14 protein-coding genes are annotated in these 12,822 nt (G+C 69.1%); 6 read left to right on the forward strand and 8 right to left on the reverse strand.

Going from position 1 to position 12,822, the window contains the following annotated elements:
- The first annotated feature begins 126 nt into the window (after positions 1–126).
- The 4 genes from ACIA5H_RS13185 to ACIA5H_RS13200 are packed head-to-tail and all read left to right on the forward strand — an operon-like array spanning position 127 to position 3,701.
- Positions 127–777 (forward strand): ABC transporter permease, encoded by a 651-nt coding sequence (locus ACIA5H_RS13185; RefSeq protein ID WP_355078669.1) that lies wholly within the window; start codon positions 127–129, stop codon positions 775–777.
- On the forward strand, positions 770–1,969 hold the full coding sequence (locus tag ACIA5H_RS13190) for an ATP-binding cassette domain-containing protein (protein WP_356966665.1): 1,200 nt from the start codon (positions 770–772) through the stop codon (positions 1,967–1,969). Before ACIA5H_RS13185 ends, ACIA5H_RS13190 begins: the two co-directional genes overlap by 8 nt.
- Positions 1,966–2,730, forward strand: coding sequence for an ABC transporter permease (locus tag ACIA5H_RS13195; RefSeq protein ID WP_379255997.1), 765 nt, complete (start codon positions 1,966–1,968; stop codon positions 2,728–2,730). Before ACIA5H_RS13190 ends, ACIA5H_RS13195 begins: the two co-directional genes overlap by 4 nt.
- Complete coding sequence (locus ACIA5H_RS13200) at positions 2,727–3,701, forward strand: glycine betaine ABC transporter substrate-binding protein (RefSeq protein ID WP_397076108.1); 975 nt, start codon at positions 2,727–2,729, stop codon at positions 3,699–3,701. Before ACIA5H_RS13195 ends, ACIA5H_RS13200 begins: the two co-directional genes overlap by 4 nt.
- A 151-nt stretch (positions 3,702–3,852) precedes the next feature.
- Here the strand turns inward: ACIA5H_RS13200 and ACIA5H_RS13205 are convergent, their stop codons facing one another.
- A complete protein-coding gene (locus ACIA5H_RS13205) occupies positions 3,853–4,494 on the reverse strand; it encodes a TIGR03086 family metal-binding protein (RefSeq protein ID WP_397076110.1) in 642 nt (213 codons plus the stop codon).
- An 88-nt stretch (positions 4,495–4,582) separates the two neighbouring features.
- On the opposite strand from ACIA5H_RS13205, the gene ACIA5H_RS13210 reads away from it, so the two are divergent.
- Positions 4,583–5,554: a helix-turn-helix transcriptional regulator gene (locus tag ACIA5H_RS13210; protein WP_397076112.1), complete on the forward strand. Its 972-nt coding sequence runs from the start codon at positions 4,583–4,585 to the stop codon at positions 5,552–5,554.
- A 10-nt stretch (positions 5,555–5,564) separates the two neighbouring features.
- Here the strand turns inward: ACIA5H_RS13210 and ACIA5H_RS13215 are convergent, their stop codons facing one another.
- The gene (locus ACIA5H_RS13215; protein ID WP_397076114.1) at positions 5,565–7,022 is read right to left on the reverse strand and encodes an MFS transporter; all 1,458 of its coding nucleotides are present in this window, start codon (positions 7,020–7,022) and stop codon (positions 5,565–5,567) included.
- Positions 7,023–7,093: 71 nt separating this feature from the next.
- Here ACIA5H_RS13215 and ACIA5H_RS13220 point away from each other — a divergent pair, with 71 nt between their 5' ends.
- A complete protein-coding gene (locus ACIA5H_RS13220) occupies positions 7,094–7,576 on the forward strand; it encodes a MarR family winged helix-turn-helix transcriptional regulator (RefSeq protein WP_355078648.1) in 483 nt (160 codons plus the stop codon).
- 138 nt (positions 7,577–7,714) lie between these two features.
- Here ACIA5H_RS13220 and ACIA5H_RS13225 read toward each other — a convergent pair whose 3' ends face one another.
- The 6 genes from ACIA5H_RS13225 to ACIA5H_RS13250 form a co-directional block, all read right to left on the reverse strand.
- Positions 7,715–8,299 (reverse strand): NADPH-dependent FMN reductase, encoded by a 585-nt coding sequence (locus ACIA5H_RS13225; protein ID WP_379256003.1) that lies wholly within the window; start codon positions 8,297–8,299, stop codon positions 7,715–7,717.
- An 83-nt stretch (positions 8,300–8,382) separates the two neighbouring features.
- Positions 8,383–8,754: a hypothetical protein gene (locus tag ACIA5H_RS13230; RefSeq protein WP_281877699.1), complete on the reverse strand. Its 372-nt coding sequence runs from the start codon at positions 8,752–8,754 to the stop codon at positions 8,383–8,385.
- An 11-nt stretch (positions 8,755–8,765) separates the two neighbouring features.
- Complete coding sequence (locus ACIA5H_RS13235; protein WP_397076117.1) at positions 8,766–9,242, reverse strand: roadblock/LC7 domain-containing protein; 477 nt, start codon at positions 9,240–9,242, stop codon at positions 8,766–8,768.
- Entirely contained in the window at positions 9,239–10,072 is an 834-nt protein-coding gene (locus tag ACIA5H_RS13240; RefSeq protein ID WP_379256005.1) for a hypothetical protein, read from the reverse strand. The genes ACIA5H_RS13235 and ACIA5H_RS13240 overlap by 4 nt, the downstream gene beginning before the upstream one ends.
- The gene (locus tag ACIA5H_RS13245; RefSeq protein ID WP_397076120.1) at positions 10,062–10,415 is read right to left on the reverse strand and encodes a hypothetical protein; all 354 of its coding nucleotides are present in this window, start codon (positions 10,413–10,415) and stop codon (positions 10,062–10,064) included. Before ACIA5H_RS13245 ends, ACIA5H_RS13240 begins: the two co-directional genes overlap by 11 nt.
- A gap of 457 nt (positions 10,416–10,872) precedes the next feature.
- On the reverse strand, positions 10,873–12,822 hold the full coding sequence (locus ACIA5H_RS13250) for a VWA domain-containing protein (RefSeq protein ID WP_379256007.1): 1,950 nt from the start codon (positions 12,820–12,822) through the stop codon (positions 10,873–10,875).

A 12,822-nucleotide genomic window follows, 5' to 3' on the forward strand; every position in this document is an offset into this window, starting at 1 on the left:
TCCCCGCGCCGTCCGCCTGGTTTCGGCGACCGAGCGGAGGGGCAACCCGGTGGAGCCGAAATCATGGACGGCACCGGGAAAACCGCGCTAGTCTCCGGAGAGACCAGCCGATGGGGAGGTACGGCCCTGGACACGCTGTGGACATTCATCGTGCACCGGCGGCACCAGTTGCTGGTCGACTCCTACCTGCACGTCTCGGCCGTGGTGCAATCGGTGCTGCTGGCGACGGTGGTCTCGGTTCTGATCGGAATCCTGGTCTACCGCAGCCCGTTCGGCTCGTCGATCGCCTCCGCGCTGGCAGGCGCGGTGCTCACCGTACCGTCGTTCGCGCTGCTCGGCCTGCTGATCCCGGTGCTCGGCCTCGGTGTCGCACCGACGATCACCGCGCTCGTGGTGTACGCGCTGCTGCCGATCATGCGCAACACCATCATCGGACTCGCCTCGGTGGATCCGGCCGTGACCGACGCCGCCCGCGGCGTCGGGATGAACCGGCTGCGGGTGCTCGCCCGGATCGAACTGCCGCTGGCGTGGCCCGCGATTCTGGCCGGTATGCGGGTGAGCACCCAGCTGATCATGGGGATTCTCGCCCTCGCGGCATATGCCAAGGGCCCCGGACTCGGGAACCTGATCTTCTCCGGACTCGCGCGCCTCGGCAGCCCGAACGCGGTGCCACAGGCGCTGGTCGGCACGATCCTCGTCGTCGTCCTCGCACTCGTCCTCGACGGGATCTACGTCCTGGTCGGGCGGCTCACCACTTCCAGGGGAATTCGTGACTGAAACCGAAACCAGCGACGGCCGCGCGGCATCCGTCGTCTCCGGCGTCGAGATCGTGCTGCACGCAGTGACCAAACACTATCCGGGACAGCGTGATCCGGCCGTGGACAGCGTCTCGCTGACCATCCCGGCCGGCGAGATCGTGGTCCTGGTCGGGCCGTCCGGCTGTGGCAAGACCACCACCATGCGAATGATCAACCGGCTGATCGAGCCCACCTCCGGAACCATCACGATCGACGGCCGCGACGCGGCCACGATCCAGCCCGACCGGTTGCGCCGCGGCATCGGCTATTCGATCCAGCAGGCGGGACTGTTCCCGCACCTGACCGTCGCGAAGAACGTCGCGACCGTACCGGGCCTGATCGGCTGGGACCGGCGGCGCGTCGCGGCACGGGTCGACGAGATGCTCGAGCTGGTCGGTCTCGATCCAGGCACCTTCCGCGACCGCTATCCCCGCCAGCTGTCCGGCGGACAGCAGCAGCGCGTCGGCGTGGCCAGGGCATTGGCGGCAGACCCACCCGTGCTGCTGATGGACGAGCCGTTCGGCGCGGTCGATCCGATCACCCGGGGATTGCTGCAGGACGAGTTGCTGCGGCTGCAAGGCGAACTCGGCAAGACGATCGTCTTCGTCACCCACGATTTCACCGAGGCGGTCAAGCTCGGCGACCGCATCGCCGTGCTCGGCGACCGGTCCAGGATCCTGCAATACGACACACCCGCGGCGATCCTGGCCGACCCGGCCGACGAGACGGTCGCCGGTTTCGTCGGCGCGGACGCCTCGCTCAAACAGCTCACCCTGACCCGGGTCGGGGATGTCGAACTCGGCGACTGCCCCACCGCCACCGAACAGGACACCGTCGACGAGTTGCGCGCCGCGCTCGCGGACCGCGACTGGCCGTGGGCGCTGGTTCTGGACGGTCAGGGCAGGCCACGCCGCTGGGTCTCGGCCGAACAACTGGCCCACGCCGATTCGCTGCGCGATCTGGGAACGCCGGTGCCGGAGACGCTGGCGCTGAAATCGACGCTGCAGGACGCGCTCGAAGCCCTGCTCACCCATCAGAGCGCGACCGCGGTGGTGACCGGCGCGCGCGGCGAGTACGCCGGGCTGATCACCATCGACACCCTGGTCGGCCACCTGTCGGCCCTGCGCGCCGAGCACGGAGCCGGGCGCTCCGCGACGGACGGCGCACCATGACCAACGCCGCCGCGTCACCCGCCACCCAGCGCAGGGCCGAGCGCATCCGGTTGGTCGTGCAGCCGGTGGTCGTGCTCGTGCTCACCGCGGGCGTGCTGGTGTGGGCGTTCGCCCGCGACCTGACCGTCACCCAGCAAGCGAGCCTGAACGCGGGCAACGTCGCGACCGTCACCTGGCAGCACGTGCGGATCACCGCGACCGTGGTGCTGATCGTCGTCGCGGTGGCCGTCCCGCTCGCAACCCTGCTCACGCGACCGGGATTCCGGAGGCTCACACCCGTTTTCGTCGGTATCGCGAATATCGGCGCGGCCGCACCGGCGATCGGCCTGATCGTGCTGTTCTACCTGGCCACCCGCACCACCGGCTTCTGGATCGGCGTGGCGCCGATCGCGTTCTATTCGCTGCTTCCGGTGCTGCGCAACACCATTCTGGGCTATGAGCAAGTGGACCGGACGCTCATCGATGCGGGACGCGGCCAGGGCATGTCGGCCGTGACGGTGTTGCGGCGCATCGAATTCCCGCTCGCGGTGCCCTACATACTGGCCGGGCTGCGCACTTCGCTGGTGCTCGCGGTCGGCACCGCGACGCTGTCGTTCCTGGTGAGCGCGGGCGGGCTCGGCATTCTGATCGACACCGGCTACAAGCTGCGCGACAACGTCACCCTGGTGGTCGGCGCGGTGCTCGCGGTGGCGCTGGCCCTGCTGGTGGACTGGCTCGGCGCGCTCGCCGAAGCGTTTCTCGGGCCGAAGGGGCTGAAATGATCCGGGCGTGGCGCACGCTGGCCCTCGGCCTGGGCTTGACGTTGCTGGCCGCCTGCGGGCTGCAATCCGGCGGCGCGGTGCCGCTGCGTGTCGGCCCCGGCAGCATCCGACCCGTGCCCGAACTGGAGGGTGTGCAGGTCACGGTGGGTTCCAAAGACTTCACGGAGCAGAACATCCTCGGCTATCTGATCGAGTTCGCTCTCTCGGCGGCGGGCGCCGAGGTGCGCGACCTGACCAACATCCAGGGCTCCAACAGCGTGCGCGATGCCCAATTGCACGGGCAGATCGACCTCGCCTACGACTACACCGGAACGGGCTGGATCAACTACCTCGGCAACGAGACACCGGTGCCGGACGAGATCGGCCAGTTCCAGGCGGTGCGCGACGCCGACCTCGCCGCGCACGGCATGCTCTGGACGGCGCTCGCGCCGATGAACAACACCTACGCGCTGGTCATGAGCGCCCGCACCGCCCAGGAGACCGGTGTGCGCACGCTGTCGGACTACGCCAGACTGGCCGCCGCCGATCCGGCCGCCGCGGCGATCTGCGTCGGCACCGAGTTCAACGTCCGCCAGGACGGATTTCCCGGCCTGGCCCGCAAGTACGAGATCGACGCGAGCAAGGTCCGCAAGCAGATCGTGCAGGACGCCGTGGTCTACCAGGCGACCGCCGACGGCAGGCAGTGCCGCTTCGGCTCGGTCGCGGCCACCGACGGACGCATACCGGCGCTGAATCTCGTTCTGCTGCAAGATGATCGCGGCTTCTTCCCGAAGTACAACGCGGCGCTGGTGATGCGCCGGAGTTTCGCCGAGGCGCATCCGCAGGTGGACACGATCCTGACGCCGATCTCGCAGCGCCTCACGAACGAGGCCATCACCGAACTCAACCGTCAGGTCGACGTGGACGGACGCGAGCCGGCGGAGGTGGCCAGGGACTGGATGGTCACCCAGGGATTCGTCACCGCGCGCTGATTTCCGTCGCGTGGAGAGCGACGCCTCCGACCAGCTGATCGGAGGAATCCGCTGTCCCTGAGGCGTTGGACGCCGCATCGCTGGATCAGGCCAGGCCCGGTACGCCGTCCGCTGGGCTCACCAGGTGAGCCCAGCGTCCTGCCAGGCAGGCTCAGCGCGGATCGCGGCCCAAGTAGCGCAAGAGCTCTCCGAGAGCGCCGTCGGCCGGACCGTCGACGATCGCGGCGAAAGCACCCCACTGACGCAGCGGTTCGATGATCTCGGCCGTCTCGCCGCTGCCGGGCGCGGGGTGAGCGGCCCGCGCGGCGATGAGCAGGGCGGCGGCGAGTTCGTCGGTCAACGGTGACGGCTGGCCGGTCGCGATCGCGATGTCCCAGGCGTGCACCCCGGCATCCAGCGCGCACATGACCGCGGCCACCGGAGTGGCGAGCGCGCCGTGCGGCAGCGGCGTCGGCACGGTTTCGGTGGCGTCGTCGACCGTGGTCCAGGCGAAAGCGGTCTGCTCGACCGCCGCACGCACCGCGTCCCCGGGGGCGCCGTCGATCGTGCCGGAAGGCGCGAACGGGTTGTGGGCCGGGCCCTCTCCGATGCCGAGGGCCTGGGCGTAGGCCAGCTGGTCACCGACGGCGTGCTGCAGCACCTGCGTCACATCCCAATCCGAGCACGGGGTGGGCAGGTGCCACTGATCCGCTCGCACACCGGCGACGACGCTCTCCAGCGCACGGTAGGAATCGGCGAGCACGTCCCGCCAAACGGGGAGCAGAGTCGCGGCGGCGGTGGCGGTGGCGTTCATGTCGGAGCCTTTCGGTCGTTCTCGCTGATGACACAAGCCTATTCGGCCATTAGGCTACTTTTGTTCCTAATCAGCGAGGAGGGCGAAAGTGGCATCGACCACACCGCGTCTGCTGCGGTTGCTGGCCCTGCTACAGGACCGTGCGTACACCGGCCGGGAGCTGGCCGAGCGCCTCGGCGTCACCGATCGCACACTGCGGCAAGACATTCAGCGGCTGCGCGAGCTGGGCTACCCGGTGCATGCCGGACGCGGCGCGATCGGCGGCTACCGGCTCGGCCGCGGCGCGACCATGCCTCCCCTACTGCTGGACGACGACGAAGCGGTGGCCGTGGCGGTCGCGGTCGGCCTCGCCGAGGACGGCTCCACCGGCATCGCGGACATCGCCGAGCACGTCACGAAGGCACTGGGCAAACTGGACCAGATCCTGCCGAAACGATTGCAGCGCAAGGTATCGGCACTGCGGGATGCGACGGCCATCGGCCCGGCCACGACGGGGTCGCGCGAGCCGGACGCACCGGTTCCCGCCGCCGTGCTCACCACCCTCGCCGGCGCCATTCGCGACGGAGCTACGGCCCGGATCGCCGAAGCCGGGGCCGCGTCGTCCGTCGAGATCGAGCCGTACCGGCTGATCAACTGGCAACGCCGCTGGTACCTGGTCGCCTACAGCCTGGAAGACCACTCCTGGCGAGCGATACCGGTCGCCCGCGTGCAGCGCGCGGAGACGAGTTCCCGTCGTTTCGCCGAGCGTTCGCTTCCCGACGACGACCTGGTCGCCTTCGTCATGCGCCACATCGCCACCACCGGGTGGCGGGTGCAGGCCCGGGTGACCGTGCTCGCGCCCGCCGAGACCGTCATCGCCAGGATCAATCCCGCCGTCGGCGTGGTCGAGCCGGTGGACGCGGACACCTGCGTGCTCTACACGGGCGCGGACGCGCTGGAGACGATCGCCATCTACCTGTCCATGCTGATGATGGACTTCCGCGTCGACGGCCCGCCGGAACTCGTCGCCCATATCCGCACCCTGGGCCGCCGGTACACCGAGGCCGTCGCCGACGCTTGAATCCCAGGTGTCAGGAATGCCCGGTGGTGGTCGCCGCGTCGGCGGTCTTCCGCATCGGGATCACGGCGGTCAGACCGATCGCGACCAGCGCCGAGGCCATCGCGATGAGGAAGGTGGTGTGGAAACCGTCGCGCGAGGGCAGCAGGTGCGGGCCGAGCCGCATGGTCATGTGCGCCAGCACCACGCTCATCACCGCGGCCGAGGTCGAGGTGCCGATCGAGCGCATCAGCGAGTTGAGGCCGTTGGCCGCGCCGGTCTCGGTGATCGGCACCGCGCCCATGATCAGCGCGGGCATCGCCGCGTACGCCAGGCCGACGCCGCCCGCGACGATCACCGCGGCGAGCATGATCTCCCAGACGCTGTTCATCAACACCACCGCGCACAGATAGCCGACCGCGATCACCGCGGAGCCGAGCGCGAGGGTGACCTTGGGCCCGCGGGTGGCCGACAGCCGCGCCGACACCGGTGACAGCAGCATCATCACGAAGCCGGTGGGGGCCAGCGCCAACCCGGCGGTGATCATGGACAGCCCGAAGCCGTATCCGGTCTGCTCCGGCGCCATCAGCAGCTGCGGGAAGGTCAGCGACATGCCGTAGAGCGAGAATCCGACGGCGATCGAGGCCGCGTTGGTGAACAGCACCCTCGGCCGCGCCGAGACCCGCAGGTCCACCAGCGGTGAACGCTGCCGCAGTTCGAAAGCACCCCAGCCGAGGAACACCACCACCGACACCGCGAACAGGGTCAGGATCCGGGCGCTGGCCCAACCCCAGTCCGCGCCTTTCGTGATCGCGACGAGCAGCGCGAGCAGGGCTACCGACAAACCGACGGCGCCGCCGAAGTCGAACCGGGCGGGCGTGCGCACCGGCGACTCCGCGACGAACACGAAAACCAGGACTGCGCACACGACGCCGAGCGCGGCGGAGGTCCAGAACAGCGCGTGCCAGTCGGCGTTCTGCGCGATGGCCGCCGCGACCGGCAGGCCGATCGCGCCGCCGACGCCGAGCGTGGCGCTCATGATCGCCATCGCCGAACCCACCCGCTCGGCGGGCAATTCGTCGCGCATGATGCTGATGCCGAGCGGGATGGCTCCGACCGCCGCGCCTTGCAGCGAGCGACCGACGATCTCGGGCACCAGGGTGGAGAAGGACGCGCAGACCACCGAACCGGCGATCAGCAGAAGAAGATTCGCGAACAAGACGCGCCGCTTGCCGAACATATCGCCCAGACGGCCGCTGATCGGGGTCGCCACCGCGCCCGCCAGCAGCGTGGCCGTCACGACCCAGGAGGCGTTGGACGCGGAGGTGTGCAACAGCGTGGGCAGCGACGGAATGATCGGGATGACCAGCGTCTGCATGAGGGAGACGACGACACCGACCATGCCGAGCGTCGCGATGAGCAGTGCCGACGAGGGACGGGGCCGGTCGCCGGATTCAGAGACGCTCGAGGACGCGTCGGCAGCTACAGTCACATGTGCACGGTACATATGGTGTGTATGCTGCACAATTTGGTAAGTACGTGATCCTCGCGACATAGTGTGGTATGTCCGAATCCGGCCCCGGCGACAACGCGGCGCTGTACCGCCTCGTCTTCGAGCTGTCACTGCTGTCAAGGCACTTCCCCGCCGCGGTGCTCCGGCGTCCCGGCTTCCAGCTCGACCGCTCGGCGTACCTGATCCTGACCAGACTGGAACTGGACCATCCGCTGAGCCTGCGTGAGCTGTCCGAAGCGTTTCAACTGGACGTTTCGACGATCAACCGGCAGGTCGGAGCGATGCGCAAGCAAGGGTTGGTCGACCGGGTGCCCGACCCCGACGGCGGCATCGCCCGCAAGATCCGCGCCAGCGCCAAGGGACTCGATCTTTTGGCCTCCGACCGAAAGCAGAGCCGTCAAGGCATCGGCGCGGTGGTTGCCGAGTGGACCGAGGCCGACATCGACCAGTTCAGCAGGTTCATCGCGCGTTTCAACCAGTCGGTCGAGGACAAGGAGGACAACCCCTGGCCGCGCCCAGCCGGGCTGGAGTGACGCACGATCGGCCGGGACCCGGCTGCCCGCCGCACGGCTACGCACCTCCGATCGAACCGGATGTCCGCCATTCGCCCGTGCCCCAGGGACCACGGCGTCAGGCTCCGCGGTCCCGACCTTGGGCGAGTGCAAAAAGCTTCATGCGGTGTAGGGATGTTCGGCGCGGGCCGACCGCAGCGCGCGGCCCCACCAGACCAGCTGGCCGAGCAGCTGATCGGCCGCGGCCACCGGCATTTCCGGATCCGTCGGCTGCCCCGCGGCATCGAACCGCCTGCCCGCGTCGTGAAAGCTCACCGTGTCGCGCACGGTGACCGCGTGCAGCTCGGCGAACACCTGCCTGAGGTGCTCCACCGCGCGCAAGCCACCGGAGATGCCGCCGTAGGACACGAATCCCACCGGCTTGGCCCGCCATTCGGTGTGATGCCAGTCGATGGCGTTCTTGACCGACGCCGGATAACTGTGGTTGTACTCGGGTGTCACGACGACGAACCCGTCCGCCGCGGCCAGGCGGGGGCCGACCGCTGCCAGCGCCCGCGCCGCCTCGGGTTCGGGGTGATGGGAAAGTCGTTCCGGCAGAGGCGTTTCGGCCAGGTCGACAACGTCGACGTCGACGTCGTCGCGCCGCTCGGCGTGAGTGGCGAACCACTTGGCGACGGTCGGTCCGAAGCGGCCCGCTCGAGTGCTGCCGACGATCAGGGCGAGCCGGATCGGATGGTCGGACATGGTGGATTCCCTTCGACGTGTTCGGTATCCAGAACAGCGTCGAACCTGAACAGCGGTTCAGGTCAAATCGGCTCGATCGCCGATCAGACCTCCAGATCCTCTTCGATCCCCCGCAGGCGATGCCGGGCCATCGCCAGATTCGCCCGTCCCCGGTCCAGGGCCAGATAGAGGAACAGGCCCTTGGACTTGCGGCCGGTCATCGGCCGGATGATGTGGTATTGCCCGGACAGCGTGATGAGGATGTCCTCGATGTCCTCTTTGAGCCCCAGCTGGTCCATGGTGCGCATCTTGGCGCGCACCACCTCGGTGTTGCCCGCACCCGCGACCTGGAGGTCCAGGGACTTGGAGCTGCCGAGCATGCCCAGCGCCATGCCGCTGTTGTAGTCGACGACGGCGGCGCCGATCGCGCCGTCGATCACCATCATGTCTTTGAGGGCCAGATCCATATTGGACATATGCTTTCCTTTCAGTGGGTTTTCGTTGCTTGTTCGCTTCCCGCGTCGGTGGTCACCGGCGTCAGCAAGTCGGCGATCGCGCGGGCCGCCGGACGGGATTCCAGATGCAGCCTGCCGATGTTCACCTCGGGGGCGGCCAAAACGGTCAGCGACGTCCAGCCCGCCGCGTAGATGACCACATGCCCTCCGGTGCCGTGGACCACGACCTCGCTGAACCCGCCGCCGTGCGCGGTGGTGGCAAGCCGGTGCGACAGCGACAGCTGCGAGGCGGCCATGGCGGCCATCCCGTTCGGCTCGATCTGCGCAGGCAGATCATGGGCGACCAACAGTCCGTCGTTGGACGCGACCAGCGCGCCGGTCAGCCGCGGAACTCGATTGCGCAGCGCTTTCAACTCCGTGAGCACCGCCGCGTTCGGTTCGGGTCCGGACATCGCCACCTTGGTCAACCTTCCCATCCAATCGCCGAGCAGTTTCTTTCGCGTGGTCACGCGAGCTCCTCCAAAGCCGCTTGCAGGCGGACGAGCAGGTCCCGGTCGGGCGGCTCCAACCGATCGGCGACCGGGACCGGTGGCGCCGAGTGCCTGCCACGGCGGCGGGGAAGCCGGCCCGGCTCGGCGAGCACAGGCGCGACCGCTACGGACTCGGGGCGCACCGGCTCGAGCCCGACCGGCCCGGCCGCCACCGGGACCGGCGTCGCGAGGGGCGGCTCGATCAAGCCCGCCGCGGTCAGATCCCGCACCGCCACCAGACATCCGTAGGTGGTACGGCCGAGTTCGCGACCGATCTCCGCGACGCTGCGCCTGCCATCCGCGGCGGCCAGCACCTCCGCCTGCCCTCCGGTGACCACCAAACGCCGTCGCCGCACTCGGCGGACCGGCACGACCGGGACGCGATCGACCAGGTCGGCGGGCCACGGCCCGGACTCGGGATCGCCGCGCCGCGCGCACTCCTGCACGAGTGCACGGGGCGTGATGTGACAGACGGGGGCCAGCCAGTGCGGTGGGGCCGGGCGGAACTCCGGGACGGCGGGCGAGGCCAGCAAGAAATAGGCGGCGTCGAAAACCGACAGCATCGCGAGGGTTTCCAGCCGTGGCCGTCCCAGCACACGGCCGGGATCGCCCGCATCGGCGCGCCGCCAGTCCTCGGCGGTCGCCACGCCCGCCTCGACGACCAGCCGGTCCAGCCCGGTGGTGCGACGACAGTCGGCGGAAACGATCGCGCCTTCGGCGAGATGGAAAGCACCGTCGCCCGCGTGCAGCACCCCCGTACGTCCTTCCTGCTCCAACCGCCGCAATTCGACCGCGAGTTCAGGACTCATGCGCGTCCTCGGCCAATTCGTCGAGAATTCCGTGCAGCTGGTATCGCGCCATCGCGAGATTTCCGGCCTCCTCGTCGAACAGCACGTGCACGAAAAGCCGTCCGTCGAAGTCGCCGTTCACCAGGTTCAACAGGTGATATCCGCGGGTGCCGTAGACGATGATCTCGGTGACGTCGTCGCCGTCGGTCGACAAAGCCGGACAGGCGAGCACCGCGCGCACCACATCCGTTGTGGCAGCGGCATCTTCGTGCTCGTCCACCAGGTCGTGCCTGCCGTCGGCGGCGATCGCCAGACCGCTCGCACCGTCCACCAGCGTCACGCTGCGCGCACCGGGAATATCCATGATGCGTTTCAGACAACCGTCGATTCCGATCACGCGCCACCACTTGTCATGTGAGGGGGTTTACGGGTTCCAGACGCTACACACGGGCACCGCGCGATGTACAGCAAATCGGTGAGAAATTTCCGGTAAAAAACATCGTCCCTGGAAACGCGCGATAAATACCTTTCGGTATCAAATACCTATTGGTATTTATACCCTTCGGTTTTCGTTTTGCGACACGCCGACCCGGCCACAATAAATTCTCGATACGGCCGCTCGACGGCCCCCGTGCCGCTTTCCCGGCACGCCTGCGTCCGCGCACGCATGAACGTGTACCGCCGGAACGACACAGCCGCGCGAGTCTCCTCGCTGTGCGCGGCGCACGGCGGCAGGGACGTGCCCGGAGACGGCAAGGGCAAGTAGTGATCTCGCAGCAATCGGCAGATCGGCCGCGCTGCCCGCCCGCGAAGCCGCGACTTCAGCGCCTGCCGCGCAGGTAGTCGCTGACCACGGCGGCGCCCAAGCCGTCCAGGCCGGGCGCCACCACCCGGCCGCCGCTGCGGCGGGCCACCAGGTCGACGAACGCGGCCAGGCGCGGGTCCTCGCCGAGCATGAACACCGTCACCGACGCACCCAGCTTGGCCAAGGCGTCGACCTGCGCCATCGTCACCGCCAGCGTGCGTTGCGCGGGTGGCCAGTTGAAGTAGGTCTCCCCGTCCGGCTCCAGGTGCGCGGTCGGCTCACCGTCGGTGACCACGAGCACGACCGGCACCGCGTCCGGGTGCCTGCGCAGGTGCGCCGCGGCCAGCAGCAGTGCGTGGTGCAGATTGGTGCCCTGTTCCCAAACGCCTTCCAGCGCGGTGAGTTCGCCGATGTCCACGGTCGTCGCGTGCCTGCCGAAGGTGATCACGCTCAACGCGTCGGAGCGGAACCGGGTGCCGATCAGATGGTGCAGCGCGAGAGCGGTGCGCTTCATCGGCACCCATCTGCCGTCCTGCACCATCGACCAGGACGTGTCGACGCACAGCGCGACGGCGGCCCTGGAGCGCTGCTCGGTCTCCATGATCTCGACGTCGGAAACGTCCAGCCGCACCTGGCGATTACCCGTCGACGCCGACCGTAGCACGGCATTGCGCACGGTCCGCGACACGTCCCACGGCTCGGTATCACCGAAGCGCCAGGCCCGGGAGCCGCCGGTCGGCTCGCCCGCGGCGCCGGCCGCGGCGGTGTCCCGTTCGCCGCGCCGAGACCGCAAGCGCCCGACGACATCACGCAGCGCCACCTCGCCGAGACGCCGCAAAGCCTTGGGCGTCAACCGGAGCGAGCCGTCCTGCGCTCGTTCGAAGATGCCTTGCCTGCGCAATTCGCGTTCCAGTTCGGCCAGCCGGGCGGCGTCCACGCTCGCGTCCGCGCCGAGGTGGCGCTCCAGCGCGTCCAGATCGATGTCCTCCAGCCGGGCGCCCGCGTAGGTCTGGCCGAGTTGCTCGGCGAGCGCGTCGAGTTCGGCGAGATCTTGCAGGGCCTGCGCGCCCGCGCCGAGGCCGAGCGGATCCTCGCCGCGGAACCGCCGCGCGGAGTTCCAGTCCTCACCGGGACGCAGCGCCCGCAGATGCGCGTCCAGCGCGGCGACCTGCTGGGCGATCGCCGGATCGCCGAACGCCTGGCCGATCAACTCGGACAGCTCCGCGCGCTGTTGCTCGGTCATCGAATTCATCATGCGCTGCGCGGCGGCGGCTCGGGCCGCGAGCGCGTCGATCAATTCCTCGGTGTCGCGCGGGTTCTCGGGGAAGAACTCGCCGTGCTCGGCCATGAACTCGGCGAACCGCTGCTCGGTGTTCTCGCCCCTGGCATGGGCGGCGAGCAGGTCGTTGAGGTCGGACATCATCCGTCCGACCCGCTCGACGTCCTCCGGGGTGGTGTTCCGCAAAGCCTGTTTCATGCCCTGGAAGCGCGATTCCAGCAGCTCGCGGCCGAGCAGGTCACGGATCTTCTGATAGTTCTCGCGGCCGGTCTCCGATCGCCAGGCGTAGTCGGCGAGTTCGGTGACGGCGGCGGCCGTGCTCGACGGCAGGGCGTCCAGCTGCGCTTCGGCGAACCTGGCGTCGTCGGAGGGGTCGGGGAACAGTGCGCCGCGCTCGGCTTCCAGCGCCTCCTCCAGCAGTTCCCGGACCTGCTGCAACGTGCCGTCCAGCCGGTGGCTGCGAGCGATCTCCGCGCGGCGCTGCCACAACCGGCGAGTCAGCTCCTCCAATCCCGGCGTGCCGCGGGTGCCGCGCCGCAGCAGCTCTTGCAGGGCGTTGCGCGGCGAGCTGCCCTCCATCACGTCGCGACCGATCCGGTCCAGTGCCTCGCGCAGGTCCAGCGGGGGCGCCAAGGGATCGGGCCCCTCGTGGTAAGGGCCGTAGGAGTAGCGATCGGGGTTCGTCAC

The organism is Nocardia sp. NPDC051900, assembly GCF_044452545.1.
Taxonomy (GTDB): Bacteria; Actinomycetota; Actinomycetes; order Mycobacteriales; family Mycobacteriaceae; genus Nocardia; species Nocardia sichangensis.